Here is a 23,542-nt window from a genome sequence, read left to right as displayed (position 1 = left end):
CGCCTGCATTCTGACAAGATGCAGAACGACCAGCTCAACACAAATTGTTCAGTTTTCCAGGCGGGCAGGACGTGGGATATACTGCCCGCGAAGTCAAGAGGAACGGGGGCTGAACATTTCCCGCGCCTCATACCACCCTACTCGTCCATCTCCCCACGCCGCAGCGCCGCCAGAGCCTCAAGCCTAGGCTGCAACCGCTTCCATTCTGCCATATCTGCGCCATCCTGCGCAAAGCGCGCAACCTCTTGCGCAACGTCCTGCTGAAATTGGCCGAAATTCAGTAGCCCGTAAAAATGCCACCATTGTGTTCTGATGGCCACAGCCAGTGACGTATCTTTTTCTTCCATATTCAAAGGCAAGGCTCCTTCAGAGAGCACGCCGCGCACCAGCCCCTCTTCTTCCCGCCCGGCCAGAGCCTCCAGCAGGCTCCTGCCATCTTCCGGCAACATGCCTTCTGCCGAGAGATCAAGCAGCAGCGCCCGCACCTCGGAATAGTCTTCCGGCAGAGTGAGGCGGCACAGGGCTTCCTCTACCTCCGGCACCAGATCCGGGTAACGCAGCAGCAGACCCAGCAGAATGCGCTGCCGCTCCCGCACCGGGTCCACCCGTGCGGGCTGGATGTCCTGCGGCACGCGGCTGCCGCTCCCGCCGCCGCCAGCACCACGCGCGCCCCCTGCAAATCCGCCCCCCTTCTTGCGGCGGAAGGTTTCAAAAAACCTGTCCAGCAGCGTGGAGCGATATTCCGCGGCCAGAGTCCGCTCGGGAATCTGGGCCGCCGCATCCACCAGCTTGCGCCGCAGGGCCGCACGCTCTTCGGGCCCCGGATTACTCACCCCTCCGGCCAGAAGATCAAACAACACATCAGAAAGCGGGCTGGCGGACGCAAACAGTGCCCCCACAGCCTCCGCCCCGCGTGTGCGCACCAGACTGTCCGGGTCTTCGCCCTCCGGCAGCAGGCACAGGCGGAGCGAGCGCTCTTCCTTGAGCAGGGGCAGAGCTACCTCCGCTGCACGGGCGGCGGCACGACGCCCGGCGGCATCACCATCAAAACACAGCACAGGAGCCCGATCGACCTGCCACAGCACGTCAAGCTGCTCCGGTGTCAGCGCCGTTCCCAAAGGGGCCACAGCACCGTTAAATCCGGCCTGATGCAGGGCAATCACGTCCATATAGCCCTCCACTACCACCAGATCCGTCACGGGTGCGCCTTTAGGGCGTGGCGCCCGGACCGCAGCACGCGCGCGGTCCAGCCCGAACAGCAGGCGGCGCTTGGAAAACAGGGCCGTTTCCGGGCCGTTCAGATATTTGGGCTGACCATCCCCCAGAATGCGCCCGCCGAAGGAGACAAGCCGCCCCTTGCGGTCCCGGATGGGAAAGGTGACACGCCCCCAGAACAGTTCCCCCTTGGGCCGCCCCTCCTCATCCAGCCGCATGAGCCCGGCTTCGGCCATCATCTCCGGGGGCACACCTCTGGCCGCGAGGGCCGAGGTCAAGCTTCCGCGCCCGTCTCCAGCCCAGCCCAGCCCGAAGGACTCAATGGTCTGGCGAGTCAGACCGCGCCCCAGAAGATAGTCCAGCCCCGCCCGCCCGGAAGGCGTAAAGAGTGCGGAAGACCAGATCTGCTGCACAAGCTCCAGCACATCTCCCAACGAGCGTGTGCGGGCTACATCCTCCTGAGAGCGGCGGTCATCCTTGGGCACATCCAGCCCGGCGGCGGATGCCAGCTCCTCCACCGCTTCCGGAAAGCTCTTGCCTTCCATCTGCATGACAAAGGAGATGACATCCCCATGCACGCCGCAGCCAAAGCAGTGGAAGTGATCATCATAAACGTAAAAGGATGGGGTTTTTTCACCATGGAAGGGGCAGCAGCCCTTCCAGTTCCGGCCCGAGCGCGCGAGCTTGACCCTCCGCCCCACCACTGAAAACAGCGGGGTACGGGCACGCAGCTCATCCAGAAACCCTGACTCAATTGCCATCCGGGCCTGTTATCATATCACAGGAAATATCGGGAACATTACAGCGCAGGAAAATACGCCCTGCAAGACCCACGCCGGGCACCGTCCGCATTTCTCGCTGATGGGGCAAGCAAACTTTGCAACACACAACACCGGACCAAGCCCGTATCATTTTTTCAGATCATGCTTGCGGGCCTCTGGCGTGCAAGGAACATCCCCACACACGCCAGCCCTCCCACCCCACCCGATAGGCGGGGCGGCAGACGTCAGGTCAGATGCGCCTTCACCACCGCGTTGGCGCGGCCCATATCAAGCCCGGCCCCGAATTTCGCCTTCAGTTCCGCCATCACCTTGCCCATATCCTTCATGGAGGTGGCACCGCTGGCGGAGACTGCGTCCTTCACCGCGGCGTCCAGCGCGGCATCATCCATTTCCTGCGGCAGATAACCACGGATAACGGCAATTTCCGCCTCTTCCTTCTCGGCCAGTTCAGGACGACCGGCATCACGATACAGGGCGGCCGATTCGGCGCGGGTCTTGACCATTCCGCGCAGCGCGGAAACCCCTTCCTCCTCGCTCAGCCCTTCACTGCCCTTGGCGCGGCCTGCAATCTCAACATCCTTGAGTTTGGCCGTAATCATGCGGATCGTGCCCACACGCGCACTTTCCCCGGCTTTCATTGCTGTCTTGAGATCAGCCATCAGGCGCTCACGCAGGGACATAATCACTCACTCCATCTTGCTCTGCATCAGAGGCCACGCCACACTGGCGTGGCATAAAATCATCAGGTGGGAAGAAATTTCCCACCGGGGATTAAAACCGGCATACCGGAGTGGGAAATTTCTTCCCACCCACTCCGCAGGCTGCTAGATCATGCAGCACGGGAGGCACAGTTTTACCTCATGCCCATTTCAATCGATACCATCATTGCCCGACTTGGCGGGCCGGATGCAACAGCACGCCTGACCGGCGTTGGCACGGAAGCTATCCGCAAATGGCGGCAGGCTCAGGCCATTCCATCCCGCCACTGGCCTGTTATCGCACGGGCCACCGGTCTTTCCCTGACAGACCTGGACCCCGCAAGCCCCACATCCCCAGATCAGTCCTCCCCGGCGCCGGGAGGCAGCAAAACAGGAATACCCATGCCAGACGCCCGCCCGGACGGCGCAACAGCCGCCCTTGTCCTTGCAGACGGAACCATTCTGTGGGGAAAAGGCTTTGGCGCCTTCACGCAGAAGCCCGCCCTTGGTGAAATCTGCTTTTCCACCGGCATGACAGGCTATCAGGAAACACTGACGGACCCGTCCTTCGCTGGCCAGATCATTACCTTCACATTCCCGCATATCGGGAATGTCGGCACCACCGCGGAAGATGATGAAGCACAGCGCGTTTCAGCTCTCGGCCTTGTCACCAAGGAAGACCTGACGGAACCAGCCAACTGGCGCGCCACGGAAAGTCTGGACGCATGGCTGAAAACGCAGGGCGTTGCGGGGATTGCCGGGGTTGATACCCGCTCCCTCACCCTGAAAATCCGTGACCACGGCCCACAGACGGCGGCTCTGTATTTCCCTGAAAACGGGCAGTTTGATCTGCCCGCCCTGCAGGAGGCCACCCGCGCATGGCCGGGGCTGGAAGGCATGGATCTGGCAAAGGTCGTGACCTGCAAAGCGCCCTACACATGGAGCGAAAGCGTCTGGGAATGGCCGAAAGGCACCCGCCCCGCCCCGGAAAACCGCCGCAAGGTTGTGGCGGTGGATTACGGTGCGAAGCGCAACATCCTGCGCTGCCTGGTGGCCGCGGGCTGTGATGTCACTGTTGTGCCCGCCACCACCACGGCGGAAGAAATTCTGGCTCTTGGCCCGGCCGGCGTCTTTCTCTCCAACGGCCCCGGAGACCCGGCCGCCACGGCGGAATACGCCGTTCCCGCCATTCAGGGCGTGCTGAATGCCGGTCTGCCGCTGTTTGGCATCTGCCTTGGCCACCAGCTTCTGGCCCTTGCTCTGGGTGGCAAGACCTACAAGCTCGCCCGCGGGCACCGCGGCGCCAACCAGCCGGTGAAGGATCTGGCCACGGGCCGCGTGGAAATCACCAGCCAGAATCACGGCTTTGCGGTGGATGCACAAAGCCTTCCGGCGGATGCGCACGTTACACATGTCAGCCTGTTTGATGGCTCTAACGAAGGTCTGGCCTCTGACCGTTTCCCGGCCTTCTCCGTGCAGTATCACCCGGAAGCCAGCCCCGGCCCGTCTGACAGTTTCTATCTCTTTGAACGGTTTGTCGCGCTGATTGATGCGCACGCACGCAAGGACTGAACGCATCATGCCGAAACGGACAGATCTCCGCTCCATCCTCATTATTGGCGCTGGTCCCATTGTCATCGGGCAGGCCTGTGAGTTCGACTATTCCGGCGCGCAGGCCTGCAAGGCCCTGCGGGAGGAAGGCTACCGGGTTATTCTGGTCAACTCGAACCCCGCCACCATCATGACGGACCCCGGCCTTGCGGATGCCACCTATGTGGAGCCCATTACGCCGGAATGCGTTGAGCGCATTATTCTCAAAGAAAAGCCGGACGCCATCCTGCCCACCATGGGCGGCCAGACCGCGCTGAACACCGCCATGGCGCTGGATGCCTCCGGCTTCCTGCAAAAGCATGGTGTGGAGCTGATCGGCGCGAAGGCCGATGTGATTGACCGCGCGGAAGACCGCCAGAAATTCCGTGAAGCCATGGACGCCATCGGCATTGAAAGCCCGCGCAGCTTCATTGCCCACAACATGGAAGAGGCACGGGAAGCGTTCAAGAAAATCGGCTTCCCCACCATTATTCGCCCCTCCTTCACCATGGGTGGGTCCGGCGGCGGTATTGCCTATAACCGCGAAGAATTTGAGCAGATCGTCGCCTCCGGGCTGGATGCTTCCCCCACCACGGAAGTGCTGATTGAAGAATCCCTGCTCGGGTGGAAAGAATATGAGATGGAAGTTGTGCGCGATACCGCGGACAACTGCATCATCGTCTGCTCCATCGAAAATATTGACCCGATGGGTGTGCATACCGGGGATTCCATTACTGTCGCGCCATCCCTGACGCTGACGGACAAGGAATTCCAGCGGATGCGCGATGCCTCCATTGCGTGCCTGCGCGCCATTGGCGTGGAAACCGGGGGATCGAACGTGCAGTTCGGCGTGAACCCGGCTGACGGACGCATGGTGGTGATTGAAATGAACCCCCGCGTCTCCCGCTCTTCCGCACTGGCCTCCAAGGCCACCGGGTTCCCCATTGCCAAGATCGCCGCCAAGCTGGCTGTGGGCTACACGCTGGATGAACTGAAGAACGACATTACCGGTTCCACCCCGGCCTCGTTCGAGCCGACCATTGACTATGTGGTTGTCAAAATCCCGCGCTTCACGTTTGAAAAATTCCCCGGCGCTCCGGCCCTGCTCTCCACCTCCATGAAATCCGTGGGCGAAGCCATGGCCATTGGCCGGTCTTTCCCGGAAGCGCTGCAAAAGGGCCTACGCTCCATGGAAACCGGCCTGCATGGGCTGGACCCGGTGGACGTGCCGGGTGATGGCGGGGAAGATGCCTTCCGCGCAGCACTCTCCCAGCCGCGCCCGGAACGCATCCTCATGGCCGCACAGGCGCTGCGTGCTGGCCTTTCCGTGGAAGACATCAACGAAGCCTGCCGCTTTGAGCCGTGGTTCCTGCGCGAGCTTGAAAAAATCGTGCACGCCGAACGCGCTGTGGAAACCCACGGCCTGCCGCGGGACGCACAGGGCCTGCGCCGCCTGAAAGCCATGGGCTTTTCCGACATCCAGCTTGCACGGCTCTCCGGCCTTCAGGCGGAGGAGGTCTCGGCCCTGCGTGATCAGGTCGGGGTCAATGCCGTCTACAAGCGCATTGATACCTGCGCGGGCGAATTCGCATCCAGCACGCCCTATATGTATTCCACCTACGAAGGGGTGTTTGCCCCTCCGGCCTGTGAATCCGCGCCGACAGACCGCGAGAAGGTCATTATTCTCGGCGGTGGCCCGAACCGGATCGGTCAGGGTATCGAATTCGACTATTGCTGTGTGCACGCCGCCTATGCGCTGCGTGAAGCCGGGTTTGAGGCCATTATGGTCAACTGCAACCCGGAAACAGTCTCGACCGATTATGATACGTCCGACCGCCTGTATTTCGAACCGCTGACGGCTGAGGATGTCATCGCGCTGATCCGCCGGGAACAGCAGAACGGCACCGTCAAGGGCTGCATCGTGCAGTATGGCGGCCAGACTCCGCTCAAGCTCTCGCACGCGCTGGAAAAAGCGGGCATCCCGCTGCTGGGCACCCCGGCGGATGCCATTGACTGCGCGGAAGACCGCGAGCGTTTTCAGGCCCTGCTGCACAAGCTCGGCCTGCGTCAGCCCGCCAACGGCATTGCCCGCTCCCTGACGGAAGCCGAGGACATTGCGGAACGCATCGGCTACCCGGTTGTGGTGCGTCCGTCCTACGTGCTGGGCGGCCGGGCCATGGAAATCGTGTATGACCGTGCGGGCCTCCAGCGCTATATGCGCGGCGCCCTTCAGCTTGCCGGGCATGACATTGCCTCCGGCCCCGTGCTGATTGACCATTACCTGAACGAAGCCATTGAAGCGGACGTGGACTGCATTGCAGACGGCACGGATGTCTATGTGGCCGGTGTGATGGAACACATTGAAGAAGCGGGCATTCACTCTGGTGACAGCGCCTGCGCCCTGCCGCCCTACACCCTCTCCCCCGCCATTGTGACGGAGCTGAAGGCGCAGACCGAAGCCATGGCGCGTGAGCTGGGCATTGTCGGGCTGATGAACGTGCAATACGCCATCAAGGATCAGGAAATCTTTGTCCTTGAGGTCAACCCGCGCGCATCCCGCACCGTGCCGTTCGTGGCGAAGGCCACGGGTGTTCCGGTGGCCAAGATTGGCGCACGTGTGATGGCCGGAGCCAGACTGAGCAGCTTCAATCTGGATGACCGCGCCGTGGTGCCGCATGTAGCCGTGAAGGAAGCCGTGTTCCCCTTCAACCGCTTTGCGGAAGTGGACATCATTCTGGGGCCGGAAATGCGCTCCACGGGTGAAGTCATGGGGCTGGACACCTCCTTCGAGCGGGCCTTTGCCAAATCCCAGCTTGGCGCTGGCGTGCGCCTGCCCACCTCCGGCACGGTTTTCCTCTCCGTGCGGGAGAGTGACAAGGCCCAGCTTCCGGCGCTGGGCCGGCAGCTTGCCGCCATGGGGCTGAAAATTCTGGCCACACGCGGCACAGCCAAAAAGCTGCGCGATGCCGGGATTGAGGTGGATGTTGTGAACAAGGTGCTGGAAGGCCGCCCGCATTGTGTGGACGCCATCCGCTCGGGCGAAGTGCAGATGGTCATCAACACGGCCCGTGGCGCACAGTCCGTGGCGGACAGCTTTGATATCCGCCGTTCCGCGCTGGTGCTGGGCATTCCGCACTACACCACAATGGCAGGGGCGCGGGCCGCAACATATGCAATTGCGGCAATGCGTGAAGGACCGCTTGAAGTTGCGCCGCTTCAGTCATATTTTAGTGGATCGTTCTGAACAGGGCGGGCAGGCCGCAAGGCCTGCCTGATGCGTTCCACGGGGAAAGCGGCCATGCCTGAGGTATGGCCGCCTGTACCCGCGTCTTTTATAACTTCCATGCCGGTCTGATCGTCCGGCAGATTTATTCTGGGGACATGTCTTGCAGAAAACTCCGATGACGGACAAGGGCTTGAAGCGGCTCGAAGATGAACTGCGTAGACTGAAATCTGTAGAGCGCCCGGCCATTATCCGCGCCATTGCGGAAGCCCGCAGCCATGGTGACCTTTCGGAAAACGCGGAATACCATGCCGCGCGGGAACGCCAGTCCTTTACCGAAGGCCGCGTTCTTGAGCTGGAAAGCATCATCTCCACCGCTGAGGTGATTGACCCTGCAACCCTCTCTGGTGATCAGGTCAAGTTCGGCGCGACCATCACGGTTGTGGATGAAGATACGGACAAGGAAGCCACCTACCAGATCGTGGGTGTGCATGAGGCGGACATCAAGCAGAACCTGCTGTCCATTTCCTCCCCGCTCGCCAAATCCCTGATTGGCAAGCATGAGGGTGATACCGTTTCCGTTCCCGCCCCGGGTGGGGATCGGACGTATGAGATCCTGTCTGTGAAATTTATCTGAGATGCTGAAATTTGAGGATATCACCGCTGCTGCGGCGCGGATCCGCGGCAATGTGCTCCGCACACCCACGATTTCCTCTCAGTCTCTCTCCAAGGCGACCGGTGCCGACATTACCCTGAAGCTGGAAAATCTTCAGGCGGTCGGCTCCTTCAAGGAGCGCGGCGCGGCAAACAAGCTCGCCCTGCTCTCCGAGGATGAGCGCAAGCGCGGCGTGATTGCCGTCTCCGCGGGCAATCATGCGCAGGGTGTTGCCCGGCATGCCAGCCTGCTGGGGATTGACGCCGTTATCGTGATGCCCAGATTCACCCCGGCCGCCAAGGTCGTGCGCACCCGCAACTGGGGGGCGCGCGTTATTCTGGAAGGTGAAAACTTTGCGGAAGCCCTGCTGTTCGCGCAGGATCTTCAGGCCCGCGAAGGCCGCACCTTCATTCACCCGTATGATGATGTCGCGATCATGGCGGGTCAGGGCACCTGCGCGCTCGAACTGTTTGAAGATGCCGGGCCGCTCGATATGCTTGTCGTCCCCATTGGCGGCGGCGGCCTGCTGGGCGGCTGCTCTGTGGCGGCAAAGGCCATGCGCCCGGATGTGGAGCTGATTGGCGTGCAGGTGGAAAGCTATAATTCGCTCTCTGCCTTTCCCGGCCCGGCCACGCATCCCTCCGGCGGATCGACCATTGCCGAAGGCATTGCCGTGATGCAGATCGGCCTGCGCCCGGATGAAATCCTCCGCAGGCAGCTCTCCCGTGTTCTGGTGGTGCCGGAATGCGCGGTGGAAACCGCCATCACCCTGCTGGCCGAAGGTGCCAAACAGGTGAGCGAGGGGGCCGGGGCTGTCGGGCTTGCAGCCGTACTGACCTACCCCGACCTGTTCCGGGACAAGAAAGTGGCGCTGCCCATCTCCGGCGGCAATATCGACAGCCGCATTCTGGCCAACACGCTTCTGCGCGCCATGCTGCGGGATGGCCGTATCCTCCGCCTGATCATGGAAATTCCGGACCGCCCCGGCGTGCTGGCGGATATTTCCAAAACCATTGGCGAAGCTGGCGGCAATATTATCGAAGTCTCTCACCAGAGACTGTTCGCGGCCCCCTCCGTTCAGGCCGCGGAACTGGAAGTGATGATTGAGGCACGTGACCCGGAACACGCGGCCCTTATCACCAGGGCACTGGGCGAGCGCTACATCGTTCGCCGCGCCTGAGGCACACTGGAACCATGCTGCCCCGCCCCTTTGTATGGGGCGATATTGGTGGCATAATCATGCCCTAAAACAACAAGAAGGCATGGTTCCATGAGCGCTTCCACACCGTCTCAGACAAAACGCCCTGTTATGCTGGTTATTCTCGATGGCTTTGGCTGGCGGGAAGACTCGTCGGACAACGCTGTACGGCTGGCCAACACCCCGGTTTTTGATGCGCTGTGGGCCCACGGCCCGCGCAGCTTTCTGCGCACCAGCGGAGAGGATGTGGGGCTGCCGGACGGCCAGATGGGCAATTCCGAAGTTGGCCATCTCAACATCGGGGCCGGGCGCGTGGTCATGCAGGAACTGCCACGCATTACCAACGCCATTCGGGATGGCAGCGTGGCCCGCAGTAGCGCCATGACCCGCTTTATCGAAACGCTGAAGAAAACCGGTGGCACCTGCCATCTGATGGGCCTTGTCTCTCCCGGTGGCGTGCATGCGCATCAGGACCATGCCGCAGCGCTTGCCCACATTGTGGCGGATGCCGGTGTACCTGTGGTGTTCCATGTCTTTACCGATGGCCGTGACACCCCGCCCCGTTCCGCCGCTGATTTTCTGGGCACCCTGTGCGCCGCCCTGCCCGCCAGCGTAAAGCTGGGCACCGTGTCCGGCCGCTATTACGCCATGGACCGCGACAAACGCTGGGACCGGGTGGAAAAAGCCTATAACGCGCTGGTCAGCGCGGAAGGACCGAAAGCCGCAACCGCGCAGGATGTCATCACACAGGCCTATCAGGCCGATATTTCCGACGAATTTATCGTCCCCACCGTGCTGGAGGGCTATACCGGCATGAAGGATGGCGATGGCCTGCTCTCCTTCAATTTCCGCGCAGACCGCATCCGCCAGCTTCTGGATGCCATGCTTGAGCCGGGCTTTGACGGATTTGCCCGCCACAAGGTTGTGCAGTTTTCCACCGTTCTTGGCATGACCCATTACAGTGACACACTGGCCGAACGCCTGACGGTGCTGTTTCCGCCCGAAACGCTGCACAACATTCTGGGCGAGGTTGTCTCCCACGCTGGCCGCACGCAACTCCGCATGGCCGAGACGGAAAAATATCCGCACGTCACCTACTTCCTCAATGGCGGCCGCGAAAAGCTGTTTGAAGGGGAAGACCGCATCATGGTGCCCTCCCCCAAGGTGGCCACCTATGATCTTCAGCCTGAAATGTCCGCGCCGGAACTGACGGACAAAGCCGTGGCCGCCATTGAAAGCGGGAAATATGACCTCATTGTCCTGAACTTTGCCAATCCGGACATGGTGGGGCACACCGGCATTCTGCAGGCGGCCATCAAGGCGGTTGAAACCGTGGATACCGGCACTGGCCGGATTGTCGATGCCCTGAAAAAGCAGAACGGCTCCCTGCTGGTCACGGCGGACCACGGCAACTGTGAAACCATGAAAGACCCGGATACAGGCGCCCCGCACACAGCGCATACGGTTAACGTGGTGCCGCTGGTCGCCTTTGGTGTGGGCAACAAAAAGCTGAAAGACGGACGTCTGGCTGATCTGGCTCCCACGCTGCTGGATATGATGGGTTTACCCAAACCTGATGACATGACCGGAACTTCCCTGCTAACGGACTGAATGCCCTTCGCCTTGCGTCCTGCCCGGCTTCCTTTTTCTCTGCCCGCCACACCCGGGTGGAGAGAGCGAAGCTGTGAGGCATCCCCTCACGGGGTATTTCCCGTCCGGCTGCTCGCAGCCGGAATACTGGCCGCACTGGCCTGTGCGCCACAGGCTCAGGCAGCCTCAAACCGCAAAAGCACGGGCCACAGCCACCACAGCGCTCCAAAAAGTGGCGCGCACCGGTCCTCGGGCCACGCGACAGGCGCACACAGGAGCTCCAGTTCCGGCACCCGGACCTCCACCACGCAGGCTGAGGCGGAGGCTGAACGCTCCGTCAGGCAGGCGCAGGCGGCTCTCGCCGCCACACAGGCCCAGCGGGCGGCCATGGACCGGCAAAAAGCCGCGCAGGCCGCCGCCGTAACCGCCTCCCGCGCTAAAAACGAGGCTGCTCAGGCCATTGCCGTCCAGAGCGCGGCCAAGGCGTCCGCGCTTTCCGCCGCCACAGTTTCGGCCACAGCCCAGCTCCAGACAACGGAACAGCAGGTTTCAGACCTCGATTCCCGCATTGCGGACCTCCGCAAGGAGCAGGCCAGCCTGCAGGCCGCCCTGAGGGAGGATGCCAAAGCTCTGGCCCCCATCCTGCCGCTGGCCGAACGCCTTTCGCTGTATCCGTCCGATACGCTGCTGGCCGCCCCCGTGCCGCAGGGAGAAGCCGTGACCGGTTTTCTGGTTCTGCGCGGGCTCTCCCGCAGTGTGGAACATCAGGCGGAGGATATGCGGGACCGGCAGGAAAAGCTGACCGCACTGGATGCGGAGCTAACCGCCAAACTCGCCAAACTCGGCCAGCTTGAAGAAACACAGAGCCACCAGCGGGATCAGGTTCGGCAGCAGGCGCTGAAAGCCCGCACCGCGCAGGTGCAGGCCAATGCCGCCGCCCGGGCTGCCGCACGGCAGCTTGAAAATGCCACCAAACGGGCCTCCAGCCTTCAGGATGCCGTCTCCCGGCTGGATGCCCTGCAGGCCGGGGCGGAAGCCGCCCTGCAAAAAGAAATTGCCGCCGCCGAAAAAGCCCATCAGGCCGCGCGGGATGAAGAAGCCAGACGCCGCGCGCAGGAACGGGCTGATGCTGCCCGGCGCAAGATGGCGGCCATGGCCTCCGCCGCCGGTCCCGGCCTGTCAGACCACCCGCCACCGGGCGGTGGCACGCGCCCCGTGGCGGGCACGCTTGTCAGCGGATGGGGGAGTGCCACCGAATCTGGACCCGCCACGGGCCTGACCTACCGCACCCCGCCGGGTGCCAGCGTGCGCACCCCGTGTGCGGGCCACGTTGATTTTGCAGGTCCGTTCCGCACCTACGGGCAGATGGTCATTCTCAACTGCGGGCAGCATTACCGCTTTATCATGGCAGGGTTTTCAGCGCTGGATGTGGCAACGGGGCAAGGTGTGTCCAAAGGTGCGCCTGTGGGGCATATGACCTCTTCCGCCAGTTCCGGCACCCTGTTCATTCAGCTGCGGCACGGGCAGAAAGCGGTCAACCCGGCACCTTTCCTGTAAGGAAACGTCAAGAGACAGTTTTCCTGTCCGGCGGAAGCGGCTACTCTCCTTTTTCCGCATGACGGACAGAAGCCGATCTTCCCTTTACAAGACCGGGTTTGGACGTACGCTGCACCATTCGACAGGACACGCCCGCACGGGGCCTTACCCGGCGACAGGAGACGAGATCGCATGAAGTTCCGCACAGGTCTGATGCTTGGCGCCACTTTCCTGGCAGGCCTTGCCATGGCCTCCCACCCCGGAGTGCTGCCTGGCGCAGGCATGCTCGCCTCCCCCGCCATGGCGGAAACAGCTCCGGATGCCTCCCCCACCAGCAACCATGCCGAAACCTATCGCCTGCTCACCCTGTTCGGCACCGTGCTGGACCTCGTGCGCGCTGATTATGTTGAGCCGGTTTCCGATAAAGACCTGATCACCAATGCCCTGAACGGCATGCTGACCGGTCTGGACCCGCACAGCTCCTACATGACCGAAAAACAGTATGCGGACATGATGGTGCAGATGAAGGGCGAGTTCGGCGGCCTTGGTCTGGAATTGCAGCAACAGGACGGGCACATCCGCGTGGTCTCCCCTGTGGATGGCACCCCGGGCTTCCGCGCCGGGATCAAGCCGGGTGATTACATCATCGCGGTGGATGGCCACCCCGTGGATGGCACGCCGCTGGATGAAGCCGTGAAGAAAATGCGCGGCAAGCCCAACACCAAGATCACGCTCACGCTGGTGCGTGAGAAAACGCCAAAACCGATTATCCTGACGCTCACGCGCGAGATCATCCATATCGAGGTGATCAAATCCGCGCTGTATGACCGGATTGGCTATATCCGCATTGCCCAGTTCAATGAGGAAACGGAAAAAGGGCTGCTCAAGGCCTATAACCAGCTCAAGCAGCAGGCAGGCGGCAAGCTGGCCGGGCTGGTGCTGGACCTGCGGAATGACCCCGGCGGCCTGCTCAATCAGGCCATTGATGTCTCATCCAGCTTTATCCGCTCCGGTGAGATTGTCTCCACCCGTGCCCGCCACCCCAAGGACAGCCAGCGCTGGGATGCCCACGGCACCGATATTACCGATGGCCTCCCCATTGTCGTGCTGATCAACGGTGGTTCGGCCTCCGCCTCTGAAATTGTTTCCGGGGCGCTGCAGGACCATAACCGCGCCGTGCTGCTGGGCACGCGCACCTTCGGGAAGGGTTCGGTGCAGTCCATCATGCCCATTCCGGGCAACGGTGCCATCCGCCTGACCACGGCCCGCTATTACACGCCCTCCGGCCGCTCCATTCAGGCGCTGGGCATCACGCCCGATATCCCCGTGAAGGAAACGCGGGAAGACCCCGGCTTCAGCCTGCGTGAAGCCGACCTTGAGCACATTCTGAAAAATCAGGGTGGCAACCAGACCAAGGCCCCGCAGCGGACAGACCTGCCCGCCATTGCCAAGACCATTCCGGGCGAACCGCCCGCCAACTGGCCGGAGTTTGACTACACCAAGCCAAAAACGGACTTCCAGCTTCAGCAGGGCCTGAGAGTTGTCCGCTCCATGGCGGGCCTGCCCGCGCCAGACCCGTCCGCCGCCCTGCCCGCCGCCAAGCCACCGGCCGCAGGCAAGGACGAACCCACCCACCACTGATCAGGCAGGAGCCTCGCCATGTCCAGCATTGCCCCCGGCGCGCCGGGACTGCCCTCCGGGGCTTCTCTTTGGCACCAGATGCCCGCATCCGGGCGGGCTTTTGTCCGCTTCTGGGGGGGCTGCACGGCTCTGGCGGGCCTTGTCGCCATAACTTTGCAGATCATGGGGCCGCCCCATTCGGCGGTCGTGGGGCAGGATATTGATGTTGGCGGCGCGTCCGATGCCGCAACCGCCGCGGCCATTGCCAACAAAACGGATATTCCGGTCCCGCAGCCGGATATGCTGGAAAGCGAAACCGGCCCCGGCGGCTTTGCCCTGCCAAAACGCGGCCTGCATGGCCGCATGGCCCGGCAGGTTTATGCCGCCCCCGTGGTGCCCGTGCCCGCAGGCATGGCGCAGGTTGCCCTACTGATTGATGGCGTTGGCCAGTCCGACGCGCTGAGTGATGAAGCCATCGACTCCCTGCCCGGCCCGGTTTCCCTCGCGGTTTCTCCCTATGCATCCGATGCGGAAAGCCTGATGGAGCGGGCCAGAACGCATAAGCACGAAACACTGGTTTCCCTGCCCATACAGGGCAGCACCACGGGCGGGAAAGCCGCCAGCGGGGATGCAGGGCCGAACGCGCTTGGGGCCTCCCTCTCCGCACAGAAAAACAGTGATAATCTGAACTGGGCGCTTTCTCATCTGGCAGGCTATGCCGGTGTGACCAATGCGTTTTCCGGCCAGAATGGCGGGGACTATCCGCATTCCCCCGCTTTCACGCCCATTCTTTCCGCCCTGGACCAGCGCGGCCTGTTCTACCTGAACGCCACCCCCGGCACCCCTTCCAATGGTCCGGGCGCTGTGGGCACGGCGGATGTCGCGATCAATACCGATGCGGATATCGTGACGATTGATATCCAGCTTCTCAAGCTTCAGCAGGCCGCCCGCAAAAACGGGCGCGCCATTGGCATCATAGGGCCGCTCCGCCCCGTGGCGCTGGCCTGCCTGCGGGCCTGGATTCCGCATCTGAAAGACGTGGGCATTACGCTGGTGCCTGTCAGCATGCTGGTTGCCCCCCAGCAGCCCGCACCTCCCACGCAGGGAGCCTCCACCCCCAGCCAGCCAACGGCGGCAAACGGTGCCATGCATGTTCATGTGACCAGTCCCGACATGGGCCGGCAGAACCAGCAGCCTTCCTCCTTCGGACTCCCCCAATGAGCACCAGCCACGCGGCGGAAGCCCTCCCCTACCGTCCGAACGTTGCCGCCATGATCTTCCGGAAAGATGGGCGTATTCTCATCGCCCGCCGCATGGACCAGCCCGGCGCGGGCGGCCCGCTCTCAGAAGGTGTGTGGCAATGCCCGCAGGGCGGCATTGATGAGGGAGAAGACCCGAAAACCGCCGTGTTTCGTGAAGTGCAGGAAGAACTGGGGCTGGATGCCAGCCTGCTGCACCTCCTGCAGGAACACCCGGACTGGATTACCTATGATCTGCCAGAGCACCTGATCGGCAAGGCGCTGGGCGGGCGCTTCCGTGGGCAGACACAGAAATGGTTTGCGCTGGCGTTTAACGGCACGGATGCTGATATCCGGCTGGACGCCCATACACCTGCGGAATTTGATGCCTTCCAGTGGATCAATCTGGCAGACCTGCCCTTCGGGAATGTCGGTTTCAAAAAACCGATCTATGAGCGGCTGGTTCAGGATTTTGGCGCACTCGCCACACCGGCCTGACCCTGCGGGGAAATCCCGAGGCTTCAGCTGCACTGAGAACATACGGGCGCGGCCCGTGTGCATAGACAGGCCACACCACCTGCGGGACATGTTCTGGCGGAGTGGCCTGTGGATGCGCCGCCATCCCATGCGCGGCCCACAGCCATAAGGTCTGTTGAGCCGGACTCCCCGCTCCTCTTCCCCTCCTTCTGCGTCGGACGCGCCGCTCCTGCCTGCCTGTGAGCAGTTCCTGCCGCCCAGCCCTGCTGTTATGCCCTCTGAGAGCGGCGCGCCACGCCCGATGCAGGCGCACGCCTTTGACCTTTCTGTGCAGACCCCACTCTCAACTGCACACCCACGTTATCCGCGACGTTTCGAGAAATTCCGCATACTTGTCGTTTTCAAACATCATAGAGTTATTATATCCGTTCAGATATAGCGTTATATACGGATGGATATGGACAACCTCACACGCGCACGGCAAAAGACCGTATTGCTGCCTTTGTGCCATCGCGGAACTGCCAGACCCATGCATGATCGTTTTCATAGTCTTTTCATCACAGGAACGTTTTCTGCCATCCTTCTGGCCTCATCGGCCCTCGCCGCAGCACCCGTCCGGCAGGACACGCCTGCCAAACAGGGCACGCTCAAAACAGCCCCAGCCAAAACGCCACAGCACCCTGCCACCTCAAGCCCCATTGCGGGCGTTCTGGACGGCTCGAACGGTGAGGCCGTGACTGTGCTCGGCCACCATGCCGCAGATGGCACGGCAGCCAGATATATGAACAAGGTGATCTATCTCGGCCCGCTGGGAAACCGGGATACGCTTGATACGCCATATTCCGTCATGGGGGTTCCGCATGATGTTGTGGTCAATCAGCAGCTCCGCAATCTCAATGACATGGCGCAGTATCTGCCCTCCGTGCAGTTGGAAGTGCGTGGAGACCCCAATACATCCCGCCCGCAGTCCCGCGGCTTTGAAGCCGATGTGGTGGCCAACTCCCGCCTTGATGGGCTGAACGTGGTTTCCACCACCCCGTACCCTGCCGAATGGGTGGACAATCTTCAGGTGCTCAACGGTCTGGCCGGGGCGCTATACGGGCCGGAAAACCCGGCGGGGGTGTTTGAATACACCCTCAAGCGCCCGACAAACCGCCGGACCGAGCGGCTTTCCGTGGGGGTGGACTCCATCGGCACCCCAACGATCAACGGGGATATTTCCGGGCGTCTGGGCCGGAACGGCTGGTTTGGCTACCGCCTGAACATGCTGCATGCGGATGGCACGGCCTATACGCAGGGCAGTTCCGTCCGCCGTGACATGGTCAGCGGGGATTTCGATTTTCATCTGGATGACAGGACGGTGATTGAAATTGACGCCAGCCATTACACCTATGACCAGCGCGGCGGTGCCCCCGCCTTTGGCATTCTGGCAACCGGCGTTGGCGGCAGCGCACTCCCCGAGGCACCGGACCTGAGCAAGCGTCTGGCCCCCGAATGGAGCGGCTACCACATGGAAACCAATACATTCCTCGGCAAGATCAAACACCAGTTCAACCCGGACTGGAGCCTGACACTGGGCGGGTTGTATCAGGATGCGGCGCGGCAGTCCTTCGGCGTGGCCGATACGCTGTGTGACGGCGGCAAAACCTGCTCCGGACGGCGCGGCAGTTCTGGCTGGTTCAGTTCTACCGCCACAGCCACCACCACCGCGAACGATTTCCGCGTGGGCAGCACCATGGCCTACATCAACGGGCGGGTTTACACCGGGCCCATCCGGCATGATCTGGTGATCGGCACCAATGGCTACATGATGGGAAACTACAACCCCATGGGCGCTTCAACCCCTACGCAAAATCTGGGCATTCATAACCTTGATGGCCCAACGCCCTCCGGCGGCACACAGCCCTATTATCACGGGCGCTACAAATCCAGCAGCATCATGAGCCAGTCCTTCATTGTGGGGGATACCCTGCGGCTGAACCGGCACTGGTCGATCATGGGCACATTATCCTGGGGCTGGATCCACCAGAAGGGTGCTCTGAACGCAAGCAGCGCCCTGAGAGACACCTTCCAGACCTCCGCCGCCTTCAGCCCGACCACCAGCATCCTCTACCAGCCGACTGATAACCAGACCTTCTATTTCACCTATGGGCGCACCGTTGCCGCAGGGCCTGTCACGCCCAACAGCAGGAGCTATACGAATACCAACATCGCCCTCCCCGCCGCGCATTCCGAAGAATATGAGGTGGGCTACAAACTGCGTTACCAGGCCATGCAGCTCAACGTAGCGGGCTTCCGCATGACCTCCCCCTACGCCCTGTATGTCGCCGCACCCAACCCCAATGCCGGATGCGCCGCCCTGAGCAACTGCCAGACGTACCAGTATGGCGGCACGCAGCGTAACTATGGTGTGGAAGCCCAGATTTCCGGAGAGGTACTGCCCAACCTGTCTGTTCTTGCCGGGATGACATGGCTGGATGCGGAGCTGGTGGGCGCGGCCTCCCCCGCCCTCAACAAGAAGGAAATTGTGGGAGCGGCCCCGCTTCAGGCCAATCTGCTGCTGGACTATCGCCTGCCCGCCGCCCTTGGCGCCTTTGCCTCCGGCTGGGCCGTGAATGCCAACGTGCACTACATGGGCAACCGGGCCGCCAATGTCACCAACACGCTGCACACGGGAGCCTACACCACGCTGGATCTGGGGGTGCGTAACACGTTTCGCGCCGCAAAGCTTTCCTGGGTGGTGCGCTTTGGCGTGAGTAACGCCACGAATGCGCGGTACTGGGCCTCGGTCTATACCGGCGCGCCAAGCGGCACATCCGGCGCGGCCTCAAGCCTGTATGCCGGCCTGCCGCGTGTCTACCATTTCACCCTCTCGGCGGAATTCTGACCCACGCCCTGCGGGGGAACCGGCGGTGCCTCTCCAGCACCGCCGGGGCCTTTAATGTGCTGCGGTCGGCTTGCCGCCGCCCCTCATATTGGAGAACAGAAAACAGAACGGCACGCACAGGAACGCGCCAATGCCCAGGATCATGAAGACCTCGTTATAGGTCAGCATGGACACCTGACGGGAAAACTCCTGATACTGCACATGCTGCGCCACGGCGCGCGCGGTATCCTCCGTCATGCCCCGGTTCATCCCCGCATTCTGCGCCTGTGTCAGATAGTCGTTATACGGCTGATGATACGGTGTCATCCACTGGGTCATATACGACTGATGCGCCTGCTTGCGCTCCGTCAGAAGGGCCGTGGCCCCTGAAATAGCCAGAGACCCCAGCACGTTGCGCGACATACTGAACAGGGCGGAGGCATCCGCATTCAGGCGTTCCGGTATGGTGGAATAGGCAATGGTTGAAAGCGGCACGAACAGGAAGGCCAGGCACGCGGTCTGGCTCATCCGGTACAGCACCAGATGCCGGAAATCGAGTGCCGGGGCGAGGTGGGCCGAGAAGAACAGGGAAACCCCCATCAGACCAAAGCCCAGCGCAATGACATTACGGACACTGGTGAAGCTCATCAGCCTGCCCACAATGGGAATAAGGATAATCACGGCAATCCCGCCCGGGGAGAGGATCAGCCCGGAGAGTGTTGCCGTATAACCCATCACCTGCTGCGCAAACTGCGGCACGATAATTGCGGAGGCATAGAGCAGCGCGCCCATGGCCCCCATCATGGCGGTGCCGACGGCAAAGTTGCGGTCCTTGAACACCCGCAGGTCCACAGCGGGTTTATCCGTATGCAGCAACCAGAGCACCGCGCCACCAATACCCAGCACGGCCAGCACACCCATCACGCGAATGAAGGTTGAGCCGAACCAGTCCGCATCCTCCCCACGGTCCACCATCACTTCCAGACAGCTGAACCCGAGGGTGATCAGGCTGATGCCAATCACATCAATCGGGGCCTTGCGCTTTCTGGCCCATGGCGGATCTTCCACCATGGCGGCAACGCCCAGCGTCGTCACAATCCCGAACGGCACGTTGATGAAGAAAATCCAGCGCCATGAGAAATTGTCGGTAATCCAGCCGCCCATCGTCGGGCCGATCACCGGGCCGACCACTGTGGCGATCGCTGTCAGCCCGAACGCCGCAGCGCGTTTTTCGGGGGGAAAGCTGTCCAGAATGATGGATTGCTGGTTGGGTTGCAGCCCGCCACCAAAAAAGCCCTGCATCATGCGGAAAATGATCAGCTCCGAAAGACTGGTGGCCATGCCACACAGAAAGGAGGAGACCGTGAACATCACGATACAGATCATGAAGTAGCGTTTTCGGCCAAAAACCTTGCCCAGCCATCCGGAGATGGTGAGCACGATCCCATTGGCGACGAGATAGGCCGTAAGGGTCCATGTCGCATCATCGTAGGTGCTGGAAAGGCTCCCGGCGATGTGCGGCAGGGACACGTTGACGATTGTCGTGTCCAGAATTTCCATGAACGCCGCCATCGTCACAATGAGGGCGACGGTCCATGGATTATGTTTGGGCTTCCACCCTCCGGCGGCCAGCTCGCCCTGCGCACTCATTGCGCAGAGGTCTCATGGCCGGGGGTGGGCGCCTCCTTCTGCCGCTGTGCTACGGCCTGCTGCACATCACGCGGCGCGGCATCGGAGCGGCCCTGCGTATCCACATGCACCACCGGCACAACGGACAGGCCCAGCGCAAGCTGCTGGTTGGGGTCCAGACCATCATCAATCAGGATTTTCACCGGCACGCGCTGCACGATCTTCACGTAGTTGCCCGTTGCGTTTTCCGGCGGGAAGGCACTGAAGGTTGCCCCCGTTCCTTTCTGCAGCGAATCAATATGCCCGTGCAGTTTAAGAGAGGGATAGGCATCCACGCTGATATCCACCGCCTGGCCGGGGCGCATGCGCGTGATCTGCGTTTCCTTGTAGTTGGCCACCACCCAGACTTCCGGCTCAACGATGGAGAAGAGCGCCTGCCCTGCCCGGACATAATTGCCCTGCTCCAGATTACGCTGGGAAATCCAGCCATCACACGGCGCGCGGATAACAGTCCATTCCAGATTGAGGCTCGCATTATCCAGATCAGCCTGATCCGCCTTGGCCTGACCTTCCTGCTGCGTGATCGTAATCAAGGTGTTCTTGATGTTCGGCTGAACGGGGGTGGCAATCTGCACCGCACCCTCTGCTTCCGTCACCTGTGCCTTTGCGGCATCCAGCGCCGCCTTGGCGTAATCAATATCCTGCTGTGAGGTCGCGGCCCGTTCCACGGAATGCTGCCGTTTGTAATCGGTTTCCGCCTTGAAAAGCTGGGCTTTGGCTGCGGCAAGATTCCCCTGCGCCCGGATCAACTGCCCCGGAAAGCTCTGCATGGCCACCTCATGCAGCATGTCACTGGCCCGCATGGAGGCCTGAGACTTCATGAGCATGCCTGCCGCCTTGTCCCGCGTGGCCTGCCAGTCTCTGTGGTCAATCCGGGCAAGAACCTGCCCTTTACGAACAAACTGGTTATCGTTCACCAGCAGTTCTGTCACATAGCCGCTCACATGCGGCGCAATGGAGACAGCGCGCCCTGCGGTAAACGCGTCATCCGTCTCGACTTCATTGCGAGTCAGAAACCAGTAACCCCCGGCCGCCACTGCAAGCACAATCACAATGCTTGTCAGAATAATCCTGCCGCGCGCGCTTTTCTTCTTCCCCGGTGCGCCGCTCCCATTATCAGACGTTGCATCAGACTGTTCGTTATCGTCGTCGGCCATTCTGTTTCCGTCCCTGAACACACTTCATATACAAAACCAGTCAGGGAAACTGTCGTCTCCACTGCTCTGACCGATCGGTTCGGTCAGTATGTTGCATGATCGGAAAACGGCATCAAGCGGGCATAACGCCCGCCACGCCGGTTCAGGCCAAAAAGCCTCCCGAATGCTGAAAAAAAAGCGGCCGGAAAAAGAAGCGCCTAACGCTCCAGCCCCTGTGTGCGCACAAGCCGGGCGTAGAGGCCATCCTGCGCAATCAGTTCATCATGCGTGCCATATTCCACCGCATGGCCTTCCCGCATGACCACCACCAGATCCGCCGAGCGGATGGTGGAAAGCCGGTGCGCAACCACAATGGTCGTGCGGGCATGGCGGAGCGTGCCCAGTGCTTCCTGCACGGCGGCCTCATTCTCACTGTCCAGAGCACTGGTGGCTTCATCCAGCAGCAGCAGGCGCGGATTCCGCAGCAGGGCGCGGGCCAGCGCCACGCGCTGCCGCTGCCCGCCGGAGAGCCGCTGCCCACCGGGGCCAACCACGGTGTCATACCCGTCAGGCAACGCCAGAATGAATGGTTCTGCCGCAGCGGCCCGGGCTGCTTCACGCACGGCCTCATCAGAGGCACCTTCCCGCCCGATCAGGATGTTATCGCGAATGGAGAGGTCAAACAGAAGCGGGTCCTGACTGACATAGGCAATGGCATCCCGCAGGCTGGAAAGTGTGAGGTCCCGCAGGTCCACCCCATCGAGCATGATGCGGCCGGATGTCACGTCATGCAGGCGCGGCACCAGAGAAAGCGCTGTGGATTTCCCTGCGCCGGAAGGCCCGACCAGCGCCACGGTAAAGCCGGGCGCGGCCTCCAGACTCAGCCCGTCCAGCCCCACACGCCCGTCCGAATACACAAACCCGACATTCTCAAACGCCAGATGGCCCTGCCCCGGCGGCAGCGCAACCGCGCCGGGCCGCTCCAGCACAGCCGGTTTTTCATCAATCACATCAAACACACGCACAAGGCCCGCCAGACCTTCCTGCAATGCGGCATTCAACGCGCCCAGTGCCCGCAGGGGGCGGGCCGCCAGCAGCAGCGCCGCCACGAACCCTGAGAAGTCCCCCAGTGTGGCGCCCCCCATAGCCGCGCGCCAGCCTGCAAACCCCAGCACCGCCGCCACGGCGGAACCGCCCAGCGCCTCCAGCAGGGGGTCCACCCGGGCACGACCCCGGGTAATGCGCAGCATGGCGCTGTAGAGATGGTCAAAAGAAAGGGCGGCCCGGGCGCTTTCCAGCTTTTCCATGCCATACACGCGCACGGTGCGGGCCTGAGAAAAGCTTTCCGTCAGGAAGGCTGCGGTTTCCCCGATTCTTTCCTGCATCCCGCCAGAAGCCCGGCGCACGCGCTTGCCCAGTTTCTGGATAGGCACCGCCGCCACCGGATACAGCAGACCGGCAATCAGGCTCAGCTCCCAATCCATGTAGAACATGGAGGCAATCAGCCCGAGCACCGTCACCACATCCCCCAGTGAGTTGACGGCGCGAATCATGGCTTCGCGGATGGACACTGCATCCGTGGTGAAGCGCGCCGCCAGCTTGGCGGGCGGTTCACGCTCGATCCGGGTGACATCCGTCTGCACGAGATGCTCGAACATCTCCCCCTGCAAACCCCGGATCACCACCAGCACCAGCCCCTGTGCCGCCAGCGTCTGGGCGTATTGGGAGGCGGCCTTTGAGATGGTGATCAGCACCACCAACAGCGGCACCTGATACAGGATGCGGGAGTCGTGCGTTGCAAACATGTCCAGCGCGCGCTGGATAACCAGCGGGTATAGCGCCGTGAGGGCGGCCGTCAGCACGGTGAGCAGGATCACCGCGGCAATACGCGCGGGGTGCAGGCGCACCTGCTCCCGCCAGAGGCGTCTGAGCAGAACACGCGAATCATCGGGCAGCAGGGAACGGCGCCGCGCCGCAGCCGCGCCATCAGGCTTTGCAGAAATCATGCGAGACCTCTACCAGTCTCGCC

Annotated in this window: 15 protein-coding genes; 10 read left to right on the top strand and 5 right to left on the bottom strand. The window is 62.0% G+C overall.

The features are described 5' to 3' along the window. Window positions 1–137: 137 nt before the first annotated feature. Together dnaG and GOB82_RS01855 are read right to left on the bottom strand one after the other, a co-directional pair. The gene (gene dnaG, locus GOB82_RS01860; RefSeq protein ID WP_166118897.1) at window positions 138–1,976 is read right to left on the bottom strand and encodes a DNA primase; all 1,839 of its coding nucleotides are present in this window, start codon (window positions 1,974–1,976) and stop codon (window positions 138–140) included. A gap of 245 nt (window positions 1,977–2,221) precedes the next feature. Continuing rightward, on the bottom strand, window positions 2,222–2,677 hold the full coding sequence (locus GOB82_RS01855) for a GatB/YqeY domain-containing protein (RefSeq protein WP_166118894.1): 456 nt from the start codon (window positions 2,675–2,677) through the stop codon (window positions 2,222–2,224). 180 nt (window positions 2,678–2,857) lie between these two features. Between GOB82_RS01855 and carA the strand changes: the two genes are divergently transcribed. From carA to GOB82_RS01805, 10 genes are all read left to right on the top strand, one after another. Continuing rightward, a complete protein-coding gene (gene carA, locus GOB82_RS01850) occupies window positions 2,858–4,267 on the top strand; it encodes a glutamine-hydrolyzing carbamoyl-phosphate synthase small subunit (protein WP_166118891.1) in 1,410 nt (469 codons plus the stop codon). A 7-nt stretch (window positions 4,268–4,274) separates the two neighbouring features. Further along, complete coding sequence (carB, locus tag GOB82_RS01845) at window positions 4,275–7,529, top strand: carbamoyl-phosphate synthase large subunit (RefSeq protein ID WP_166118889.1); 3,255 nt, start codon at window positions 4,275–4,277, stop codon at window positions 7,527–7,529. A gap of 142 nt (window positions 7,530–7,671) precedes the next feature. Further along, the gene (greA, locus tag GOB82_RS01840; protein WP_166118887.1) at window positions 7,672–8,145 is read left to right on the top strand and encodes a transcription elongation factor GreA; all 474 of its coding nucleotides are present in this window, start codon (window positions 7,672–7,674) and stop codon (window positions 8,143–8,145) included. A gap of 1 nt (window position 8,146) precedes the next feature. Then, window positions 8,147–9,343, top strand: coding sequence for a threonine ammonia-lyase (locus tag GOB82_RS01835; RefSeq protein WP_166118884.1), 1,197 nt, complete (start codon window positions 8,147–8,149; stop codon window positions 9,341–9,343). Window positions 9,344–9,433: 90 nt separating this feature from the next. Then, window positions 9,434–10,972 carry a 2,3-bisphosphoglycerate-independent phosphoglycerate mutase gene (gene gpmI, locus GOB82_RS01830; protein ID WP_166118882.1) on the top strand — a complete coding sequence of 513 codons (1,539 nt, stop codon included), beginning with the start codon at window positions 9,434–9,436 and terminating at the stop codon, window positions 10,970–10,972. Next, window positions 10,973–12,508: a murein hydrolase activator EnvC family protein gene (locus GOB82_RS01825; protein WP_166118879.1), complete on the top strand. Its 1,536-nt coding sequence runs from the start codon at window positions 10,973–10,975 to the stop codon at window positions 12,506–12,508. Between the two features lie 171 nt (window positions 12,509–12,679). After that, complete coding sequence (locus GOB82_RS01820) at window positions 12,680–14,128, top strand: S41 family peptidase (RefSeq protein ID WP_166118877.1); 1,449 nt, start codon at window positions 12,680–12,682, stop codon at window positions 14,126–14,128. Between the two features lie 18 nt (window positions 14,129–14,146). Continuing rightward, complete coding sequence (locus GOB82_RS01815; RefSeq protein WP_166118875.1) at window positions 14,147–15,328, top strand: divergent polysaccharide deacetylase family protein; 1,182 nt, start codon at window positions 14,147–14,149, stop codon at window positions 15,326–15,328. Then, window positions 15,325–15,843, top strand: coding sequence for an RNA pyrophosphohydrolase (locus tag GOB82_RS01810; protein ID WP_166118872.1), 519 nt, complete (start codon window positions 15,325–15,327; stop codon window positions 15,841–15,843). The genes GOB82_RS01815 and GOB82_RS01810 overlap by 4 nt, the downstream gene beginning before the upstream one ends. A gap of 508 nt (window positions 15,844–16,351) precedes the next feature. Continuing rightward, entirely contained in the window at window positions 16,352–18,709 is a 2,358-nt protein-coding gene (locus GOB82_RS01805) for a TonB-dependent siderophore receptor (protein WP_166118870.1), read from the top strand. 51 nt (window positions 18,710–18,760) lie between these two features. Here GOB82_RS01805 and GOB82_RS01800 read toward each other — a convergent pair whose 3' ends face one another. The 3 genes from GOB82_RS01800 to GOB82_RS01790 all read right to left on the bottom strand — a co-directional run bounded on the left by GOB82_RS01800 (window position 18,761) and on the right by GOB82_RS01790 (window position 23,519). Then, on the bottom strand, window positions 18,761–20,338 hold the full coding sequence (locus GOB82_RS01800; RefSeq protein WP_166118868.1) for a DHA2 family efflux MFS transporter permease subunit: 1,578 nt from the start codon (window positions 20,336–20,338) through the stop codon (window positions 18,761–18,763). Then, window positions 20,335–21,534: an HlyD family secretion protein gene (locus GOB82_RS01795; RefSeq protein ID WP_166118865.1), complete on the bottom strand. Its 1,200-nt coding sequence runs from the start codon at window positions 21,532–21,534 to the stop codon at window positions 20,335–20,337. The genes GOB82_RS01800 and GOB82_RS01795 overlap by 4 nt, the downstream gene beginning before the upstream one ends. Window positions 21,535–21,731: 197 nt before the next feature. Then, window positions 21,732–23,519, bottom strand: coding sequence for an ABC transporter ATP-binding protein (locus GOB82_RS01790; protein ID WP_166118863.1), 1,788 nt, complete (start codon window positions 23,517–23,519; stop codon window positions 21,732–21,734). Window positions 23,520–23,542: the final 23 nt, after the last annotated feature.

Source organism: Acetobacter farinalis (assembly GCF_011516935.1).
GTDB classification, from domain to species: domain Bacteria; phylum Pseudomonadota; class Alphaproteobacteria; order Acetobacterales; family Acetobacteraceae; genus Acetobacter; species Acetobacter farinalis.
This window is presented reverse-complemented; position numbering and strand designations above follow the sequence as displayed.